This is a genomic window from Achromobacter sp. 77, from assembly GCF_020541125.1.
Classification (GTDB): domain Bacteria; phylum Pseudomonadota; class Gammaproteobacteria; order Burkholderiales; family Burkholderiaceae_B; genus Achromobacter; species Achromobacter mucicolens.
Genome location: NZ_CP059848.1, coordinates 4209765 through 4228239, shown reverse-complemented (window position 1 = coordinate 4228239; position 18475 = coordinate 4209765). Strand labels below are relative to the sequence as shown.

The 18475-nt window shown below is 65.5% G+C and carries 17 protein-coding genes and 1 rRNA gene; 6 read left to right on the top strand and 12 right to left on the bottom strand.

Annotated features, from left to right (window positions below; genetic code table 11):
• Nucleotides 1–132 precede the first annotated feature (132 nt).
• Nucleotides 133–245 (top strand): 5S ribosomal RNA (gene rrf / locus H4P35_RS19610).
• Between the two features lie 223 nt (nt 246–468).
• Here rrf and H4P35_RS19605 read toward each other — a convergent pair.
• Entirely contained in the window at nt 469–1209 is a 741-nt protein-coding gene (locus H4P35_RS19605) for an aldolase (protein ID WP_226846627.1), read from the bottom strand.
• 27 nt (nt 1210–1236) lie between these two features.
• Nucleotides 1237–1950, bottom strand: coding sequence for a haloacid dehalogenase type II (locus H4P35_RS19600; RefSeq protein WP_226846626.1), 714 nt, complete (start codon nt 1948–1950; stop codon nt 1237–1239).
• A 377-nt stretch (nt 1951–2327) separates the two neighbouring features.
• On the opposite strand from H4P35_RS19600, the gene H4P35_RS19595 reads away from it, so the two are divergent.
• Nucleotides 2328–3197 (top strand): LysR substrate-binding domain-containing protein, encoded by an 870-nt coding sequence (locus H4P35_RS19595; RefSeq protein ID WP_226849502.1) that lies wholly within the window; start codon nt 2328–2330, stop codon nt 3195–3197.
• Between the two features lie 513 nt (nt 3198–3710).
• On the opposite strand, the gene H4P35_RS19590 is transcribed toward H4P35_RS19595, so the two are convergent.
• From H4P35_RS19590 to H4P35_RS19580, 3 genes are all read right to left on the bottom strand, one after another.
• Nucleotides 3711–4115: a YchJ family protein gene (locus H4P35_RS19590; protein WP_226849501.1), complete on the bottom strand. Its 405-nt coding sequence runs from the start codon at nt 4113–4115 to the stop codon at nt 3711–3713.
• Between the two features lie 702 nt (nt 4116–4817).
• Complete coding sequence (locus tag H4P35_RS19585) at nt 4818–5090, bottom strand: GNAT family N-acetyltransferase (protein WP_062842280.1); 273 nt, start codon at nt 5088–5090, stop codon at nt 4818–4820.
• Nucleotides 5091–5537: 447 nt separating this feature from the next.
• Nucleotides 5538–6488 carry a 3-hydroxyacyl-CoA dehydrogenase NAD-binding domain-containing protein gene (locus H4P35_RS19580; RefSeq protein ID WP_226846625.1) on the bottom strand — a complete coding sequence of 317 codons (951 nt, stop codon included), beginning with the start codon at nt 6486–6488 and terminating at the stop codon, nt 5538–5540.
• On the opposite strand from H4P35_RS19580, the gene H4P35_RS19575 reads away from it, so the two are divergent.
• Nucleotides 6466–6642, top strand: a complete 177-nt coding sequence (locus H4P35_RS19575; protein ID WP_226846624.1) for a pentapeptide repeat-containing protein — start codon at nt 6466–6468, stop codon at nt 6640–6642. The two genes, H4P35_RS19580 and H4P35_RS19575, sit on opposite strands and share 23 nt — an antisense overlap.
• A gap of 76 nt (nt 6643–6718) precedes the next feature.
• Complete coding sequence (locus H4P35_RS19570; protein WP_226846623.1) at nt 6719–7345, top strand: hypothetical protein; 627 nt, start codon at nt 6719–6721, stop codon at nt 7343–7345.
• An 18-nt stretch (nt 7346–7363) separates the two neighbouring features.
• On the opposite strand, the gene H4P35_RS19565 is transcribed toward H4P35_RS19570, so the two are convergent.
• Complete coding sequence (locus H4P35_RS19565) at nt 7364–8761, bottom strand: MFS transporter (RefSeq protein ID WP_226846622.1); 1398 nt, start codon at nt 8759–8761, stop codon at nt 7364–7366.
• Nucleotides 8762–8879: 118 nt separating this feature from the next.
• Here H4P35_RS19565 and H4P35_RS19560 point away from each other — a divergent pair, with 118 nt between their 5' ends.
• Together H4P35_RS19560 and H4P35_RS19555 are read left to right on the top strand one after the other, a co-directional pair.
• Complete coding sequence (locus H4P35_RS19560) at nt 8880–9749, top strand: LysR family transcriptional regulator (protein WP_056322801.1); 870 nt, start codon at nt 8880–8882, stop codon at nt 9747–9749.
• Between the two features lie 84 nt (nt 9750–9833).
• Complete coding sequence (locus H4P35_RS19555; RefSeq protein ID WP_226846621.1) at nt 9834–11249, top strand: amidase family protein; 1416 nt, start codon at nt 9834–9836, stop codon at nt 11247–11249.
• A gap of 103 nt (nt 11250–11352) precedes the next feature.
• On the opposite strand, the gene H4P35_RS19550 is transcribed toward H4P35_RS19555, so the two are convergent.
• The 6 genes from H4P35_RS19550 to leuS all read right to left on the bottom strand — a co-directional run bounded on the left by H4P35_RS19550 (nt 11353) and on the right by leuS (nt 18450).
• A complete protein-coding gene (locus H4P35_RS19550) occupies nt 11353–12138 on the bottom strand; it encodes a 2-keto-4-pentenoate hydratase (RefSeq protein ID WP_180100685.1) in 786 nt (261 codons plus the stop codon).
• A 4-nt stretch (nt 12139–12142) separates the two neighbouring features.
• A complete protein-coding gene (locus H4P35_RS19545) occupies nt 12143–12523 on the bottom strand; it encodes a hypothetical protein (RefSeq protein ID WP_180100684.1) in 381 nt (126 codons plus the stop codon).
• A gap of 139 nt (nt 12524–12662) precedes the next feature.
• A complete protein-coding gene (locus tag H4P35_RS19540; RefSeq protein ID WP_056322805.1) occupies nt 12663–13928 on the bottom strand; it encodes a glutamate-5-semialdehyde dehydrogenase in 1266 nt (421 codons plus the stop codon).
• Between the two features lie 131 nt (nt 13929–14059).
• Nucleotides 14060–15115 carry a DNA polymerase III subunit delta gene (gene holA, locus H4P35_RS19535; RefSeq protein WP_180100682.1) on the bottom strand — a complete coding sequence of 352 codons (1056 nt, stop codon included), beginning with the start codon at nt 15113–15115 and terminating at the stop codon, nt 14060–14062.
• 3 nt (nt 15116–15118) lie between these two features.
• The gene (lptE, locus tag H4P35_RS19530; protein ID WP_226846620.1) at nt 15119–15781 is read right to left on the bottom strand and encodes an LPS assembly lipoprotein LptE; all 663 of its coding nucleotides are present in this window, start codon (nt 15779–15781) and stop codon (nt 15119–15121) included.
• A gap of 11 nt (nt 15782–15792) precedes the next feature.
• The gene (gene leuS / locus H4P35_RS19525; protein ID WP_226846619.1) at nt 15793–18450 is read right to left on the bottom strand and encodes a leucine--tRNA ligase; all 2658 of its coding nucleotides are present in this window, start codon (nt 18448–18450) and stop codon (nt 15793–15795) included.
• Between the last annotated feature and the right edge of the window lie 25 nt (nt 18451–18475).

Genomic DNA, 18475 nt, shown 5'->3' with positions numbered 1-18475 from the left:
CGTCAGCAGCCAGCCAACACAATTACACCCCACCGTGCGCTGATCATCGAGCCCCAGGCTCTGATCGCCACGCGTTGCGCTTCTTCCAAGATTGGAGCTGTTGCCTAACCCGCAACTGCTCAACCAGTTACGCCTGACGACCATAGCAAGGTGGTCCCACTCCTTCCCATCCCGAACAGGACAGTGAAACGCCTTTGCGCCGATGATAGTGGACGGACGTCTGTGAAAGTAGGTCATCGTCAGGCTTTTATTGCTCAAAACCCCGCAGGTATCCCCTGCGGGGTTTTGTCTTTGTGGCGTCGGGAATACTGCATTGGGATTCCAGCATCGGAAATGCGGGTATCAGGAATGCTGCAAAGGAATACGGCGACGGAATTTATTAAAAACCCCCTCGCGGCTGGCGCCGCGAGGGGGTTTTGTTTTTGGCTCGATCGGATGCTCTGCTGTTTGAGTCGGATGTTCTTCTGACTACGGTAGCTGGCGACGCAGCGCTGCGAAAAATAGCTCGGATTGCAGGCGTTCGCTTTGAATCTGGGCCGCCACCTTGGCGGCGAGGTCGGCGTTGACGGGAACCAGGGGACGGCCGGTGGATTGCGCCAAGACCTGGGCGGTACAGGCCCGCTCGAGGAAGAAGAGATCGTCGTAGGCGTAGTCGAGACGTTCGCCGCAGACAACGACGCCGTGGTTGCCGAGGAAAACGATGTCCGCGCCTTGCATGGCGTGCGCGATGCGCTCGCCTTCGGACACGTCCAACGCCAGTCCGTTATAGGCGCCGTCGATGGCGAGGCGGCCGTGAAAGCGCATGGCGTTTTGGGACAGGGTGGTGTCCAAGCCGCGATCCGTGGTCAGCGTGAGTGCCGTGGCGTAGGGCATGTGGGTGTGCAGCACGCAGGCCTTGCCGGCGATGCGGTGGATGGCGGCGTGGATGAACATGGCGGTGGGCTCGACTTCGTGGCGGCCGGCAAGCTTTTTGCCGTGCGCGTCGACCAGCACGATGTCGTCCGCCTGCACCTCGTTCCACATGAGGCCACGTGGGTTCAGAAGGAAATGATCGGGATCGCCCGGCAATGTCACGCTGAAATGATTGCAGACGCCTTCGCCAAGTCCGTGGGCTGCGGCCGCACGTAGGGCCAGCGCCAGGTCCGTGCGTAGAGCGGTAACGGGATCTGCATGGAAGAGTGCGTTGGCAAAACCGGGTTCCTGGTTCATGACAACCTTCAAGGGATGGGTTGGGGATCAGAGCCAGCCGGCTTTGCTGAAAACGTCCAGCACGCGATCCAGAGTTGCTACGGTAGCGTCAGGCCGATAGTCAGGCAAGGGTTGGCGGCCGGTGCCGCGGTCGATCCAGATGCAGCGAAAGCCAATGTCGCGTGCTGCAGCGAGATCCAGATGCGGGCTGGCGCAGATATGCACGACGTCTGCCGGGGTGACGCCAAGCTTTTGATGAGCATGGGCGAAGATGGCGGGTGAGGGTTTGTACGCGCGGGCCTGTTCAGCTGAAATGACGCGGTCGATATGGCCACCCATTTGGGCCACGTTGCCCGCGATGATGTTGTCATCGGTGTTGGAGATGATGCACAGGCTAAATCCGGCTTGTTTGAGCCTGCCGAGTGTGTCGACGACTTCCGGGAATGGCGGCATGCGGGAAATGCTGCCCGTGAGTGTCTCCGCGTCTTCGGGCTGGTACTCAAGGCCGAAATGCGCCATGGTGAGGCGTAACGATTCGCGGGTGACCTCGGCGAAGTTGCGGTAGGGCGGCGTCTGTTCAAGGTGGTGCTCGTGCCCATCGTATATATGCAGGAACTGCGCAGCGGTCGGCCGGTTCATTGCGGCCTCGCGGCCCGCTAGGATCTTTTCCACTGCGGCGTGCAAGCCTTCGTCCCATTGAATGAGCGTGCCGTAGCAGTCGAAGGTCAGCCATTGCGGGCGGGGAGCTTGGTTAAAAGGCATGTCGGTGCTCGGACAGAGTTCGGAGCTTCAGCGTAAGGCCCGCTTAAGTGAGTTGCAAAATTAATTAATGCGCTTTCCTTAGTTGATATTCCGATGAGCTGCAGTATGCTTAACAAGCGCGGCCAGGGTACAAGCGGGCTAGCTTAAGGAGAGTGGCCGCCCCATCCAGCGTGTGAGCGGTACGCGTGCAAGTGCGCACACGACGCGGGAGGCCCGAGCGACCTACGGACGTACGAGCGCCCGGCGTCCGGCCTGCTTCTGTTGTCAACCATAGAGGCGAAAGCGGTCCGGGCTAGCTGAGCGGGTCAGGGCGGGGAGACTTGGAAGCGATCCAATTCGCTCGTGAGCGGCACGTCAACATCAATCATTCAAAGCCAATGCTCGATCTTGAACTATTGAAGACGCTGGTTTGCGTCGTGGACGAAGGCAGTTTCACGCGGGCGGCCGGACGTGTTCATCGCACGCAGTCGACGGTTAGCCAGCAGGTGCGAAAGCTTGAACAGAGCGTGGGCAAGACCTTGCTGCTGCGCGACCGCGCCGGCGGCGATGTGTCTGCGACTGAGGACGGTGAAGTCATGTTGGCCTACGCGCGGCGCTTGCTTGCGATTGCGGGGGAGGCCGAGCATGTCCTGTCCGCGCCGAGAAGCGCTCGCGTGATTCGATTGGGCGTGCCCGAGGACTTCGATGTGACGCGGCTGACGGTGCTGTTGGCGGAGTTTGCGGCGCGGCATGCGCAGGTACGGCTGGAAACCTTGAGCGGCATGAGCACGGATCTTCGGGCGGGGCTGGCGGCCGGCGAGTTCGATCTGGCGCTGGTCAAGCGGGATCCGGGTGAAGGGCCTTGCCTTGCGGCGTGGCCGGAACGGCTGGTGTGGGTGGGCGGACAAGCGCGAAATCAAGCGGCGGCCGTCGTTCCGCTGGTTCTATTTCCGCAGGGATGCGTCTATCGCAAACGGATGATCTATGCGCTGGAGAGCGCCGGGCGGCCGTGGCATGTCGCCTACCACAGCCACAGTCTGGCTGGCGTGCAGGCGGCCGTGGCAGCGGGGTTGGGCGTCAGTCTGTTGCCGGCTTCGGCGCGCCTTGATACGCATGTCGAACTGGGCGCCGCGGACGGATTTGCCGATGTGCCGCCGACCGAGCTCGCGATCGTGGGAGACGCGCGCGCCCTCGGCTGCGTTGGCCAGGATCTGGTGGGTGCGCTGAAGCAGGCGATTGGTGGGGAGATGAAGCAGCCGGTGACGTAGCAGGGACGTTTTGGCTGGTCGGGCTAAGCGGGAGAGGCCGCGCGGTGTAGCGTCAAATCTACGCCGTGGTGACGGCCGCAGCACAAGCGACAGTCATGATGGCGGTAACGGCGGCAGTCATGGATACAGTCGCGGCAGCGGTCGTGGTAGCAGTCACGGCGACAGTCACGGGCACCATCATGGCCACAGTCGTGTTCCCAATCCTAGACCCGATCGCGGCCTCACATACTGCGATACTCGCGGCAACATCGCGGCCTCAAACTCGGCGGCAGTCGCGGCAACATTGCGGCGCCAAACACGGCGTCAGTCGCGGCAACATTGCGGCGCCAACCACGGCGTCAATTGCGGCACCATTGCGGCCTCAAACACGACGTAAGTCGCGGCAATATTGCGGCGTCAAACACGGCGTCAATCGCGACAACTTCGCGGCTTTAAATACGGCGTCAATCGTGATCTTCTTGCTGCCTCATCGCGGCGTCAATCACGGCCGCGATCGTGGCTGGAGGTTTCCCTTCAGCGTACGTCGCCGTCTAGGTAGAACCACTGTCCGTTTTCTCGCAGGAAGCGGCTGGTCTCGTGCATGCGGCTGGCGCGGCCATCAAGGCGGCTTCTGGCCACGAACTCGACGGTTGCGTGTTCTGCGTCCTGATCTGCCGCGGCCTTGATTTGCAAGCCCAGCCATTTCAGGCCGGGCGGGTTGGGCTCGAGTGACGCAGGGCGCGTGCGCGGGTGCCACGTTGCCAACAGATAAGGCAGGTTGTCCAGCACAAAGGCGCTGTATCGTGAGCGCATGAGGGCTTCGGCCGTAGGGGCTTGCAGCGCCTGCGGGCCGTCGTGCCAGCGGCCGCAGCACTCGGCGTAGCTACGGGAGCTGCCGCAGGGGCAGGAGGGATTGGAGGGGCTTGGTTGCTTTGGCACGGCTTGGGGCAATTGGATCCGGACGCGGATCAGAGAATCAGAAGTGTTCAAGCGGTCAGCATAACGGATCGAGGCGACCGGCAGATAAAACCAATTTGGAAGCGAGGCCGGAAGCCCGCTCGATTCGTCAGATCTAGGCTTCTGACGATACGGCAGAACAAAAAACAAGGGGTCGCTTCACCTGGGCCGCGAGAGGCTGAGGCGATTGATATGGCCGCTAGACAGGGCATCAAATCGAGGCAAGCAATCGAGGCGACGGACCGAGGCAACGGATCGAGGCAGCGAGTCGAGGCAACGGATCGAGGCAGCGAGTCGAGGCAACGGATCGAGGCAACGGATCGAGGCAGCGAGTCGATGCGACGGACCAAGGCAGCGAGTCGACGCAACGGATCGAGGCAATGGATCTGGCCCGCAAGTCGAGGCAAGAGATCGAGACAACGGGCCCAGGCAGCGGATCGAGGCAACGGATCGAAGCCACGGATCGGGGCGCCGATCGAGGCAACGCAATCGCGCGACAAGAGCTCGTGCCTGATCACCGCAACAAATTACGGCAACTCGGCGGGACGACAGGCAAACCTGCCAAACCGAGCGCCGCTGCGACTGCAGCCAAGATATGGCGCAGGCGGAGGGCGCTGCGCATTAGAGCCAGGTCGGGCGAACGGGACTCGCAGGTAAAGGCGGAGAACGGATCGGGAGATCGCGTCAGGCCAGCAGGTCGGCGTATTCGGGATGGCGTCTGATGTAGGCGTCGGCGTAGGAACAATAGGGTTTGACCTTCCAGCCGTTATCGCGAGCCGTGAGCAGGGCTTGCTGGGTCAGTTCGGCGGCGATGCCGCGGCCGCCGACCGCGCTGGGTACGCCCGTGTGCGTGATTGCCATGGCGCCGTTTTGCAGTTGATAGTCCAGCACGCACAGCACGCCGTCGACGGTGGCGGTGAAGCGGGAGCGGTCGGTGTCGTGTATTACGGAAATCATTCAACAAACTCCTTGGGTGGCGGTGGAGCGGGCGTTACTGAGGCCCGCGCCGCATTCACAAACAACGCGCTAATTGAGGATCGCGCCGGGCATAAACCGTGCACACCGCGTGCGAGTCACACAGGGCAGCCCCGCTTCGCTTCGAACGCGTTTCAAACTCCTCTCGTGGGCAGAACGGTGAACACCGCTCTGTAAACCGGGAAAGGACGGACTTCAGTTCAGCGAGCAAGTTTCGAGCCCGCGCCCTGGGTTGCCGACTCGGAAATCTGCCTTCGTGGCGCCGGGCGCTTGCCATCGTATACAAGACGCCGTCAAAAAGCCGCGCCCGGAGTCGGTTCGCCGGGTGCGGCCCCGGGGATCGGCGGGCGATGGCGGATGGCCATAACGATGACGGGTTCCCAGATATTAGCGCCGACGGCGCGCAGCTCCGGCTCAATGCTGAGGCCTTTACCGGTGCAGCACCTTGATCAGCGCGGTGAGTTGCGCGTCGCGGGTTTCGACGAGGTCGGCGATGTTGCGGTGGCCGGCCTCGGCGTTGACGCCTTCGATCAGGCGTTGCTGCAACGATGGCGTGACCTCGGGTGCGCCTAGGTCGTCCCACCAAGTTTGCACCGGGCCCAAGAGGTGGTGCATGAAATGCGCCAGACCGCCTTCGCCGCCGCCCAGGTTAAACGTCATGTGCGGGCCGAAGAGCGCCCAGCGCAAGCCGGGGCCTTGCGATACCGCGGCGTCGATGTCCGCGACGCTGGCGACGTTTTCGGCGGCAAGGTGGATGGCCTCGCGCCACAGGGCGGCTTGCAGGCGGTTGGCGATGTGGCCGGGGACTTCCTTGTTCAGGCGGATGGGGTGTTTGCCCATGCTGCGATAGAAGTCGATGGCGCGGTCCATGGTGTCGGCGGACGTCTGGTCGCCGCCGACGACTTCGACCAGCGGGATGAGGTGTGGCGGATTGAAGGGGTGGCCGATCACGAACCGTTCGGGATGGCGGCAGCGCGATTGCAGCCGGCTCATGATGAGGCCCGATGAGCTCGATGCGACGATGACGTGCGGGGGTAGGACGGCGTCGATGCGGGCAAACAGGTCCGTCTTGAAGTCTTCGCGTTCGGGCGCGTTTTCTTGCACGAAATCCACGCCGGTCAACGCCTTTTCGAGATCGGATTCGAAGCGTAGCGCGTCGGCGGTGGCGCCGGAGCGCACGTGGCCAAGTTCGGCCAGGACCGGCCAAGCCGCCTGCACGCGGGCGATGGTTTGGGCCTCGGCATGCGGGCTGGGATCGCTGACCACGACTTCAAGTCCGTGCGCGAGAAAAAGCGCCGCCCAACTGGCGCCGATCGTGCCGGCGCCGACGATGGCGACGCGGCGGATGGGGGTGGCGGTGGAGGAAGTGGAGCCGTGCAAGCCAGACGGCGACGACGGCGGGTTTGACGAAGCAGAGCTGGACGAAGCAGAGCTGGACGAAGCAGAGCTGGACGAAGCAGAGCTGGACGAAGCAGAGCTGGACGAAGCAAGGCTGGACATGCAGGTCTCCGTTGTTGGGTTTGCTTCATTGTGAAGCAAAGCCGATGCCGTTGCCATGCAAGCCGAGCGGCGGCAAGATAGGGCTTTTCGAAAATCGCCAGGAGGCTTGCATGCGTCCAACGCCTGCGCGCGCGACCGTTCCGTATTTCTGCCAATGGGAATCCGCGCATCGGGCGGGCGAGGTCATCCGCGGGGAACTGGCGCTGGCTGACGACCCCGCGTGGCGCAATTCCGGGGCGCGGGATCTGGACGAGTACGTACGTTGGGCCAGTCATGTGTGCGGGATGGCGTGTCTGAAGATGGTGCTTGCGGCGCGCACCGGCCACGCCTATCCGACCCTGGAGCTGGCGCGGCGCAGCTTGTCCTACGGGGCGTACGTCGAGGAACCGGACGGAAGCATCAGGGGCCTGATCTACGCACCGTTCGTGCAATACGTCGCAGACGTGTTTGGCATGCGTGCGCAGGTGCGCGTGGGCTTGCCGGCGTCAGGCCTGCCTGAGCTGATGACGCGGGCAGATTACTTCATCGCCTCGGTACATCCGTCGATTCGCTGGCCCGCTGTGCAGCCGCCGAAAAAGGGCGGGCATCTGGTGCTGGTGACGCGCGCCACGCCCGACGCCGTGACGTTTCATAACCCGTCGGGCGAGCCGGGCTCGCAGGCGGACGTGGTGCTGCCGCTGGCCGTCTTCGACAGGTTCTATGCCGGCCGCGGCGTGGAAATCCCGCCCGCTGGTTGACGATGCTTACATGCCGGCTCAGGCGTTGCGGGCGCGGCGCAGATAGCGCCATGCGAGCACAACCGTGATGCAATAGCTGGCGGTGATGACGCCGTAGGCGGCAGGCAACGTGGCGTGCCAGTCTGGCAGCAGATGCAGAAGGGTGCCCATCACCGCGACGCCGACCAGCGCGCCGGATTGGCGATTGGCATTCAGGGCGGCGGCCGCGCTGTTGGCGTGCTGGCGGCCGGATACCTGCATGACGATGCTGGTCATCGCCGGCACGGCGATCCCTACGCCCAGGTTGGCCAGTGCGACGACGATGGCAAATGGCCAGTACGCGACGCCGGGAGTGAACGCGGCGATGCCGACGGCGCTCATTGCGGCCGCGAGCGAGACGCCGCCCAACAGCGATGCCGACACGTTCCACCGCGCCGACACGCGCCCCGAGATGAGGTTGCCGATGGAGAATACCGCCAGCATCGGCACCAGCTCGATGCCCGTCTGCAACGCATCGGCGCCGCGTGCATGCTGCAGGAACAGGCTGAGCAAGAACAGTTGGCCATACGACGCGAGGTTGATGAGAAACCCCACCGCGTTGGCCGCGGAGAATTGCGGGGTGGCGAAGAGCGTCCGCGGGAGAATGGGTTCGGCGTGCTGCCGTTCGCGGTGCACCAGAAGCGCGGCGGCGGCCAGGCCCAGAAGCATCGTCGCTGCGATGGCCGGGGAGGTCCAGCCATAGGCGTTGCCCTGGATCAGCACGAAGCACAGACTGGACAGCGCCACGACGCCGAGCACGTGGCTCAAGGGGTTGAGCGCGCGGGCGCGACGTGGCGCGGACGCGATGCGGCGGCGGGCGAGCCACAGGCCTGCCAGACCCAGCGGGATGTTGATGAGGAAGATGCCGCGCCATCCAAATTGGTGGATCAGCGCGCCGCCCAGCAACGGTCCCGATGCGCCAGCGACCGCCACGATGGCGGACCAGGCGGCCAGCATGCGGTTGCGGACGCTTTCGTCGTCATAGGCGTGCGTGAGCAGGCTGAGCGAGCTGGGCATGAAAAGCGCCGCGCCGACGCCTTGCAGCATGCGGGCCGCGATCAGGGTGTCGGCGTTTGGCGCCAGGCCGCAGAGCAGTGACGCGGCGGTGAACACCCCCAAGCCGGCAAGGTAGAGGGTCTTGGCGCCGTAGCGGTCGGCCAGCGCGCCGGCGACCAGCAGCAGGGCGGCGAACGTCAACGTGTAGCCGTCGACGATCCACACCAGGTCGGTCAGCGGGACGGCGAACTGGAGCGCGATGCTGGGAATCGCCACATTGACCACGGTTACGTCGAGCATGGCCATGACGAATCCGATGGCCAGGGTGACAAGCGGCACCCATCCCGTGGCAGCGACGGGCAGCGCGTCTTGGGCGGCGATGGGGCGGCAGGCGGATGACATGATGGGACTCTTTTCGAGGGGGCGGGGTGCGGGAGGTGCAAAGCTTAGGCGCTTGTTGTGATGCAAAAAAGCCGTATTACTGCTTTATAGTCATGCAAAAGTGCATCACGGACGTCAAATGGATTGGGACAACGCGAGAATATTTCTGGCCATCTACCGTGTGGGAACGCTGCGCGGGGCGGCGGCGGTGCTGCAGATCGACCAGGCCACCGCTGGACGGCGCCTAGCCGCGCTGGAGGCGTCGCTGGATGCGCGCCTGTTCTTGCGCACGCCCGGTGGCTACGTCCCGACTTCGGCGGGCGAGCTTGCGTTTGCGGCCGCCGAACGCATGGAGCAGGCCGCGGACCAGCTGCAGCGCCAGATGCAGGGGCTGGATCACCGGCTGTCGGGGGTGGTTCGCGTGGCAGCCTCGGAGACGGTCGCCCGTTATTTCGTGATGGAGGCCATCAAGCGGGTCCACGCCGAACACCCTGACATTCGCGTGGTGCTGACGACCGGCATCCAGATCAGCAATCTGACGCGCCGTGAGGCCGATCTGGCCATCCGCAACATCAAGCCCGACAACCCCGATCTGATCCATCGCCACTTGGCGCGCAAGGAGGTCGGCCTGTATGCGTCGCGCGCGTACCTGGACGCGCACGGCGAGCCCAAGCCCGGCACCGCGTTCGCGGGGCACACCTTGATCGCCTATCAGCAAGCCGTGCTGCCGGGCTGGTCGGATTCCCTTTGCGGCGAACCCACGCGCAATGGCCGCATCGGTGTCGAGGTGAATTCGGGGTTGATGATCATCGACGCGGTCGTGGCGGGTCTTGGCATCGGCGAGTTGCCCACGCACATGGCGCCTGACCATCCGGACCTGGTGCGCATCTGGCCAGCGCGCGCCGAGGCGTATGACCTGTGGCTGGTGATGCATGGCGACCTGAACCGCACCGCGCGCGTGCGGGCCGTGGCCGACGCGATTGTCGAGGTCTTTGAAGAGAGCAATTAGCGGCAAACCGAGGCTTGTCGCGCGGCGCGACTGGCGCTAAGGTTTGCTGGCCCGCAGGAAAACCCACGACCTCAGGAGTTGCGCGTGTCCGATCTTTGGCGTTTGTCCGCAGTTGAGCTTGCCGCCCTTGTCCGCAAGCGTGAAGTGTCCGCCGTGCAGGCCGCGCAAAGCGCGCTGCAGCGGCTTGATGCCGTCAATCCCGCGATCAACGCGGTGGTGGATCATCGGCCGGAAGACGTGCTGGCGCAGGCGGCCGAGGTGGACGCGGCAATCGCGCGCGGAGAAGATCCCGGCCTCTTGGCCGGCGTGCCCGTGACCGTGAAGGTCAACGTGGATCAGGCGGGCTTTGCCACGACCAACGGCGTGCGATTGCAGAAAGACCTGATTGCCGAACGGAACAGTCCGGTCGTCGACAACTTGCGGCGGGCCGGCGCGGTGATTGTGGGCCGCACGAACACGCCGGCGTTTTCCCTGCGCTGGTTTACCGGCAACGTGTTGCATGGCGACACGCGCAATCCGCGGAATCCGGCGCTGACGCCCGGCGGTTCGTCGGGCGGCGCCGCGTCTGCCGTGGCGGCAGGCATTGGGCATCTGGCGCATGGCACCGACATCGCCGGGTCGATCCGTTACCCCGCTTATGCGTGCGGCGTACATGGCTTGCGTCCGTCGCTTGGCAGGGTGGCGGCCTACAACGCCTCGCTGCCGGAGCGTTCGATTGGCGGGCAGATCACCGCCGTGTCGGGACCGCTGGGCCGCACGATTGCCGATGTGCGGCTGGGTCTGGCCGCGCTGGCTGCGCCGGATCCGCGCGATCCGTGGTGGGTGCCGGCGCCGCTGACCGGCCCGGAGGCGCCGCGGCGCGCTGCGCTGTGTCTGAACCCGGAAGGCATGGATACCGATCCCGCAGTGGTGAAGGCGTTGCAGGAAGCGGCGCGGCGGCTGAGCGAGGCGGGTTGGACGGTCGATACGCTGGAAGCGCTGCCGCCGATGCAGGAGGCCGCCGACCTGCAGATCCGCATGTGGATGGCCGACGGCTACGACGCCATGCTGGCGGCTGCGGAAAAAGAAGGCGACCCGGGCGCGTTGGTGGCGCTGGCCGGGCAACGCGACAAGGCGGCGGGCGCGGATCTGACGACCTTTTCGGCCGTGCTGACGCGTCGCGCCACGCTCACGCGTTTGTGGGAGATGTTCTTTGCCGAGTATCCGGTGCTGCTTTTGCCGGTGTCGGCCGAACTGCCATTTCCCGACAACCTGGATCTGCAAGGCGACGCGGCCTATGCGCGCGTGTGGCGCGCGCAGATGACCCAGATCGGTCTGCCGTTCATGGGCTTGCCGGGACTGTCCGTGGCGATGGGCAGCGCCATGAGCAGCGCGGGCCCGAGTCCGGTGGGCGTGCAGGTGGTGGCGGGGCGGTACCGCGAGGACCTGTGCCTGGCGGCCGGCGAAATCATTGAGGCGGCCGGCGAGCCGATCAGCATCGCCGAGCCTGCGCCGAAGTAATTGGCGGTTGGGGGAAAACGGCGGCGCTGCCTGAAGGTGGGGCCGCCTGAAGGTGGGCTCGCCTGAAAGTGAGGCGGCCTGAAGATGGGCTGCCTGTGCGGCCTTAGCCGCCGAAGCGCACCTTCAGCACGCCCAGATCGCCGTACGCCAGTTCGATGTCTTGATTGGCGGGCACGTCCAGAAAGCCCGCGTATGAGCCGGTGATGACGTGCTGGCCGGCCGTCAGCCCCAGGCCTTGCTCGCGCAGGAAATTGGCCAGCCAGTACAGGCCGGCCTTGGGGCGGTCGTTCGGGTGGATGCCCGCGTGCTGCTCGACTTCAACGCCATCTACCGTCAACGTGATCGTCATGCAGCCGGGGGCTGCGTCGGGCGATGAAATCCGCGGGCCCAGGACGAGGCCTTGGTTGAACATGTGGTCCGCCAGCAGCTCGGGCAGGCTTGCATGTTCGGGGGCGGCGTAGCGGCAGCCCAGGACTTCGAGCGCCAGGCGGGCGCCGCCCACGGCGGCGTCGATCTCGGCTTCGGTGTAGGGCGTGTCGCGCGGCGGCAGGTCGCGGGCGATTTCGAACGCGATTTCGGGTTCGATGCGCACGACGGTATCGCGGGTGGCGACCGGCCCGGCCGCGGCGTCAGCCGTGCCCGAGGCATAGATGGGCGCCACGACGGTTTTTTCGGGCGAGGGTAGGGCGCTTTTCCAGGCCGCGATGGTGTCCTGGCGCGTTTCGCGCAGCAGTTCAGCGGTGCGCTGCTGCACGGCGAAGGCCTGGCCCAGGGACTGCGGCCGGCATTCCGCAGGCAGGCGGGGGCCGGCCACGCCGGCCTGGCGCGCGGCGATCAGAAAGCGCGCGGCGTCGATGCTGCCGGGATAGTCTTCAAATCTGATCTGCATGCGTTCAGGCTCCGAGGAACAGCATGATCCACAAGACGATCATGGCGATCAGGCCCAGCCAGCACGAACCCCAGAAGCCGACGATCGGCCACTTCAGGGACAGCGGAACCTTCTTGGGATCGACGTGGGCAAGCAGGTCGTTGGCATTGCCGATCAACCACATGCGCGTGCCGGGAAACATCAGGCGGAAGAAATAATCGAGCATGATCGCGGCCTGGATCGCCAGCGGGAATTGCTTGAACGGCCGATGCTGCAGATAGGGGTGCTTGAGGGCCGCATTGACCTGCTGGGTCTTGAAGAAGAACAGCACGATGCCGCTGATCGTGCAGGTGATGAAACACAGCACAAACAGGCTGAAGGCCATTGCCATGACGGGTGAATGCATGGGGGATCTCAACGATGCGCGGCCGGACCGCGTGGGATGGACAAATTCAGGCAAAAAAAGCTGGCCCTATTGTAGAGGGCTTGGCGCGGCCCCGTGTTCAGGGCCGCGTCAGTAGCGCCGGTCGGGCGCTTGGGCTGGGTCAGCCGCGGGTCTGGCCTTCGCCGTTCAAGACCCACTTGAGCGTGGTCAGGCCTTCCAGACCGACCGGACCGCGCGCGTGCAGCCGATTGGTGGAAATGCCGATTTCCGCGCCCAGCCCATATTCAAAGCCGTCTGCAAAGCAGGTGGGAAGGTTGACGTACACGGAGCTGGAGTCGACTTCACGCTGGAAGCGCTGGGCCGCCGACAGGTCTTGCGTGACGATCGCGTCGGTGTGGCCCGAGCCATAGCGCGCGATGTGTTCGATGGCGTCGTCCAGCGTGTCGACGATGCGCACGGCCAGGATGGGCGCCAGGTATTCGGTGGCCCAGTCTTCCTCGGTGGCGGGCGTGGCGTGCGGCAGCAGCGCCAGCGTGCGCGGGCAGCCGCGCAGTTCGACGCCGTGTTCGGCGAAGGCGGCGGCCAGGCTGGGCAAGATGGACACGGCGGCCACGGCGTCGATCAGCAGCGTTTCCATGGCGCCGCAGATGCCATAGCGGTAGGTCTTGGCGTTCAGGGCGATGGCGTGGGCCTTGTCGGGGTCTGCCGCCGCGTCGATGTAGATGTGGCAGTTGCCGTCCAGATGCTTGATGAGCGGCACGCGCGCTTCCTGGGACAGCCGTGCGATGAGGCCCTTGCCGCCACGCGGCACGATGACATCGATGTGCTCGGTCATGGTGATGAGCGCGCCCACGGCCGCGCGGTCGGTCGTGGCGACGACCTGCACGGCATCCTGCGGCAGGCCGGCGGCGGCCAGGCCGGTCTGCACGATGCGGCCGAGCGCCACGTTCGAGTGCAGGGCTTCGCTGCCGCCGCGCAGGATGGCGGCGTTGCCGGACTTCAGGCACAGGGCCGCCGCGTCGATGGTGACGTTGGGGCGCGATTCATAAATGATGCCGATCACGCCCAATGGCACGCGCATCTGGGCGACACGCATGCCGTTGGGCCGCACGGTGGTGGCGGTGATGCTGCCGATCGGGTCGGGCAGGGCGGCGATCTGGCGCAGGCCTTCGGCCATGTGCGCCAGCGTCTTGTCCGACAGGGTCAGGCGGTCGAGCAGGGCGGGCTCCAGGCCATTTGCCCGGGCGGCGGCCACGTCCTTTTCGTTGGCGGCTTTCAGTTCGTCGTGGCTGGCGGCCAGCGCGTCGGCCATGGCGATCAGCGCCCGGTTCTTGGCGGCGCTATCGGCGCGCATCATGGCGCGCGAGGCGCGGCGGGCGTTTTCGCCCAGGGTCAGCATGGCTTGTTCGATGGAGGACGAGGACATGGCGGCGTCGATCTTGTGGAGAAGGCGGCGCGGGCGCCGCCTGAAGAGTCAGTGTATATCCGGCGAGAGGGCCGGGCGAGATCCGGTCGGCGGACCGGATGGGGGGCGGGAGGCAGGCGGCGAAGCCGCCTTCACGGTCGGCCGCCGGCGGCGGCCACGCGCAGGGCCAGCCGGGTCATTTCTTCCCAGGGGTCCGACAGGCGTCCGGGCACCGACAGGCCCTTGATCAGGCGGTCGACTTCGTGGGCGTGCTGCACGGCGGCGGGCCAGACGTTGGGCTGCACCCGGTTCAGGGCCTGCAGCGCAAGGCGTTCATGCGCGCCGAAAATGCGCAGGCGGCGCATGAGGCCGCCCGCGTCCTGGCCCAGCGCGCGTGCCTCGGCAATGCGGGCCAGCAAGCGGATTTCTTCGCCGACTGCCCACAGCACCAGCGGCAGCGCCTCGCCTTCGGCGCGCAGGCCGTCGATCATGCGGATGGTGCGGCCGATGTCGCCGGCCAGCATGGCATCGCGCAGACCGAAGACGTCGTAGCGGGCGACGTTCAGCACGGCGCGCTCGACGTCCTCGGGGGCCAGCTGGCCTTCGGGGTAGAGCAGGCCCAGCTTCTGGATTTCCTGGTGGGCGGCGAGCAGGTTGCCTTCGACCTTGTCCGCCATCCATTGCAGGGTGGCGCTGTCGGCGCGCTGGTTCTGGCGCGCCAGGCGCATGCCGACCCAGGCGGGCAGGCGGCCGCGTTCGATGTTGGCGATATCGACAGACATGCCGGCGCGGGCAAGCGCCTGCATCCAGCGGCTTTCGCGGGTGGCCTTGTCCAGACGGGGCAGCGCGATCAGCACCAGGGTGTCGGCGTCTGGCTGCTTTTCGGCCTGTTCGGCCAGCTTGGTCAGGGTGTCGGCACCGGATTTGCCCGGCTTGCCGGTGGGTATCTTGATTTCAAGGATGCGGCGGTCGCCAAAGAGCGACACGCTCTGGGTGGCGGCAATGACCGCGCTCCAGTCGCTGCGCGCGTCCATCACCATGGACAGGCGCTCGGTGTAGCCGGCGTTGCGCGCGGCGGCGCGAAGCGCGTCGACGGCTTCGGTCACCAGCAGCGGCTCGTCGCCCGACACCGTGTACAGCGGCGCCAGGCGGTTGCCGGGCCGCTGCAGGTGTTCGGCCAGCCGATCCGCGTCCAGAGGCTGTGCCATGGACTAGCGGACGATGGCCGGATCGGTGACGGACGGCGTCTGCCAGGGCGTGGGCACGCGCGGTCGTTGCGGCTCGTTGGGGTCGAACAGCGGCGAGTTTGCGTCGTCGCCGCCCGCTTGCGCGGCTTCGAATGCCTTGTGCACGTCCGGCGCGGTGATGCGGCGCAGCACGCGCGAGACGAGGTCCCGCTGCATGGCCTTGTACAGCGTTTCGATCTGGCCCTGCTTGGCCTGCACGACCTGGTCGTCGTACGGCATTTCGCGGTAGATGGACAGCGTCGTGTCGGGGACCAGGGCGCGGCCCTTGGCGTCGATCAGGCGGAACGTGTAGTTGATGCCGAGTTCGTAGGATTCGACACGGCCTTGCGCGTTCAGCGAGACCTCACGCAGCGTGCGCGTGTCGTTGACCTGCTGGAGGATCGCCTGGGCTTCCTTGCGCGAATCCACCAGTTTGGTGTTGGGCGAGGCCGCGCGCAGCGCGCGGCGCAGGTCTGCGCCGAACTGGATGTTGTCGGGAATGCCCACGTACAGTGTGTCGAAGGGCATCGGGGTGGTGCCGCGCAGCGCGAAGCCGCAGGCGGAGAGCAGCATGAACAGCGCCAGGCAGGCGCCGCGCAGCAGCCAGGTTTGGCGGGAGACTTGCGATTGTTGCCCGGCGAAGTGCATGCTTGACCTCATCAGCCTACGACGTTGACCAGTTTGCCCGGAACCACGATGACGCGTTTGGGCGGACGGCCTTCCAGGAATCGGGCGACCTCTTCCTGGCTGGCTGCCAGTTTCTCGATATCTTCCTTGGCCGCCTTGGCCGCCACGCGGATCGAGCCGCGCAGCTTGCCATTGACCTGCAGCATCAGCTCGATCTCGTCGGCGACGAGGGCGGCTTCGTCCACATGCGGCCACGGGGCGTCGAGCAGGTCGCCGAGTTCCTTGGCGTAGCCCAGATCCTGCCACAGGTGCCAGGTGATGTGCGGCACGACCGGGTAGAGCACGCGCAGCAGGACGCCGACGGTTTCGGCATAGGCGGCATCGGCCTCGGCGCCTTCGGGCAGCTTGGCATCGTCGATGGCGTTCAGCATCTTCATGCAGGCGGACACGACGGTGTTGTACTGAATGCGCTGGTAGTCGTAGTCGGCCTGCTTGAGCAGACCGTAGACCTCGCGGCGCAGGTCCTTGACCGCAGCGGGCGCTTGCGCCCAGTCCGCGCCGTGGGCCAAGCCGCGGGAGATGGCTTCGCGGCGGTTGTAGCTGATGGACCAGAGACGGCGCAGGAAGCGGTTGGAGCCTTCGACGCCGGAATCGGACCATTCGAGGGTCTGTTCAGGCGGGCTGGCGAACATGACGAACAGGCGGGCCGTGTCGGCGCCCAGCGTGTCGATCAGCGATTGCGGATCGACGCCGTTGTTCTTGGACTTGGACATCGTGCCCACGCCGCCGTAGTTGATGGCCGAACCGTCCGACTTCAGCTTGGCGCCGACGATGGCGCCGCGGTCGTCGTAGACGTTGTCGACGTCTTCGGGCCAGAAGTACTCGATGCCGCCCTGGGGCGTCTTGCGGGAATAGATGTGGTTCAGCACCATGCCCTGGCACAGCAGCTTGGTGAAGGGCTCGTCGAAGTTGAGCAGGCCCATGTCGCGCATGACCTTGGTCCAGAAGCGCGCGTACAGCAGGTGCAGCACGGCGTGCTCGATGCCGCCGATGTACTGATCCATCGGCATCCAGTAGTCATTGCGCTGGTCGACCATGGCGTTGTCGTTGCCGGGCGAGGTGTAGCGCATGAAGTACCAGGACGAGTCCACGAACGTGTCCATCGTGTCCGTTTCGCGGCGGGCGGGCTTGCCGCACTTGGGGCAGGCGCAGGACAGGAAGGCTTCGTTCTTGGCCAGCGGGTTGCCGCTGCCGTCGGGGATGAGGTCGTCGGGCAGGACCACGGGCAGGTCCTTTTCGGGCACCGGCACCGGGCCGCAGTCGGCGCAGTGGATGATCGGGATCGGGGTGCCCCAGTAGCGCTGGCGCGAAATGCCCCAGTCGCGCAGGCGCCAGGTGGTCTGCTTTTCGCCCAGGCCCTTTTCGCCCAGGTCGGCCGCGATGGCGTCCACGGCTTCCTTGTAGGACAGGCCGTCGTACTTGCCGGAATTGATGGTGCGGCCCGACTGCTTGTCGCCGTACCATTCCTGCCAGGCGTCGGTGGAGTATTCCTTGCCGGGCACGTCCACGACTTGCACGATGGGCAGGCCGTATTTCTTGGCGAAGGCGAAGTCGCGCTCGTCGTGCGACGGCACGCCCATGACGGCGCCGTCGCCGTAGGTCATGAGCACGTAGTTGCCGACCCAGACTTCAACCTGCGCGCCGGTGATGGGATGCGTGACGAACAGGCCCGTGGGCATGCCTTCTTTTTCGCGCGTGGCCATTTCGGCCTCGGTCGTGCCGCCGAGCTTGCACTGCTCGATGAACGCGGCCAGCGGCGCATTGTTGGCGGCGGCGTGCGTGGCCAGGGGGTGTTCCGGCGCCACGGCGCAGAAGGTCACGCCCATGATCGTGTCGGCGCGGGTGGTGAAGACGTACAGCTTGCCGTCCTGGATCAGTTGGCCATCCTGGCCGGCGATCTGGTGCGGGAAGGCAAAGCGCAGGCCCTCGGACTTGCCGATCCAGTTTTCCTGCATCAGGCGAACGCGCTCGGGCCAGCCGGGCAGGTCGTTCTGGACCGCGCCCAGCAGTTCGTCGGCGTAGTCGGTGATGCGCAAGTAGTAACCCGGGATTTCGCGCTTTTCGACAAGCGCACCCGAACGCCAGCCGCGGCCGTCGATGACCTGTTCGTTGGCCAGCACGGTCTGGTCGACCGGGTCCCAGTTGACCACCTGGGTCTTGCGGTAGGCGACGCCCTTTTCGAGCATCTTCAGGAACAGCCACTGGTTCCACTTGTAATACTGCGGATCGCAGGCGCACATTTCGCGCGTCCAGTCGATTGCCAGACCCATCGCCTTCATCTGCTTCTTCATGTACGCGATGTTGTCGTAGGTCCACTTGGCGGGCGGGACCTTGGACTTGATGGCCGCGTTTTCCGCCGGCATGCCGAACGCGTCCCAGCCCATGGGCATCAGGACGTTGTAGCCGCGCATGCGCAGCTGGCGGGCCATCATGTCGTTGATGGTGTAGTTGCGCACGTGGCCCATGTGCAGCTTGCCGCTGGGATAGGGCAGCATGGAGCAGGCGTAGAACTTGGGCTTTTCGGAGCCGTCGGGGTTCTTTGCGTGTTCTTGGACCAGATAGACGTCGCGGGCCTGCCAGTCTTGTTGGGCGGCCGCTTCGACGGTAGTGGGGAGGTAGCGTTCCTGCATGGGCTCGTGCGCGGTGGCGAAAAAG

Bases quoted from the DNA above. Each gene is read 5' to 3' on its own strand.
- H4P35_RS19605 (WP_226846627.1), bottom strand. From the start codon at position 1,209: ATGAACCAGGAACCCGGTTTTGCCAACGCACTCTTCCATGCAGATCCC.
- H4P35_RS19600 (WP_226846626.1), bottom strand. From the start codon at position 1,950: ATGCCTTTTAACCAAGCTCCCCGCCCGCAATGGCTGACCTTCGACTGC.
- H4P35_RS19595 (WP_226849502.1), top strand. From the start codon at position 2,328: ATGCTCGATCTTGAACTATTGAAGACGCTGGTTTGCGTCGTGGACGAA.
- H4P35_RS19585 (WP_062842280.1), bottom strand. From the start codon at position 5,090: ATGATTTCCGTAATACACGACACCGACCGCTCCCGCTTCACCGCCACC.
- H4P35_RS19570 (WP_226846623.1), top strand. From the start codon at position 6,719: ATGCGTCCAACGCCTGCGCGCGCGACCGTTCCGTATTTCTGCCAATGG.
- H4P35_RS19565 (WP_226846622.1), bottom strand. From the start codon at position 8,761: ATGTCATCCGCCTGCCGCCCCATCGCCGCCCAAGACGCGCTGCCCGTC.
- H4P35_RS19560 (WP_056322801.1), top strand. From the start codon at position 8,880: ATGGATTGGGACAACGCGAGAATATTTCTGGCCATCTACCGTGTGGGA.
- H4P35_RS19550 (WP_180100685.1), bottom strand. From the start codon at position 12,138: ATGCAGATCAGATTTGAAGACTATCCCGGCAGCATCGACGCCGCGCGC.
- H4P35_RS19545 (WP_180100684.1), bottom strand. From the start codon at position 12,523: ATGCATTCACCCGTCATGGCAATGGCCTTCAGCCTGTTTGTGCTGTGT.
- H4P35_RS19540 (WP_056322805.1), bottom strand. From the start codon at position 13,928: ATGTCCTCGTCCTCCATCGAACAAGCCATGCTGACCCTGGGCGAAAAC.
- holA (WP_180100682.1), bottom strand. From the start codon at position 15,115: ATGGCACAGCCTCTGGACGCGGATCGGCTGGCCGAACACCTGCAGCGG.
- lptE (WP_226846620.1), bottom strand. From the start codon at position 15,781: ATGCACTTCGCCGGGCAACAATCGCAAGTCTCCCGCCAAACCTGGCTG.
- leuS (WP_226846619.1), bottom strand. From the start codon at position 18,450: ATGCAGGAACGCTACCTCCCCACTACCGTCGAAGCGGCCGCCCAACAA.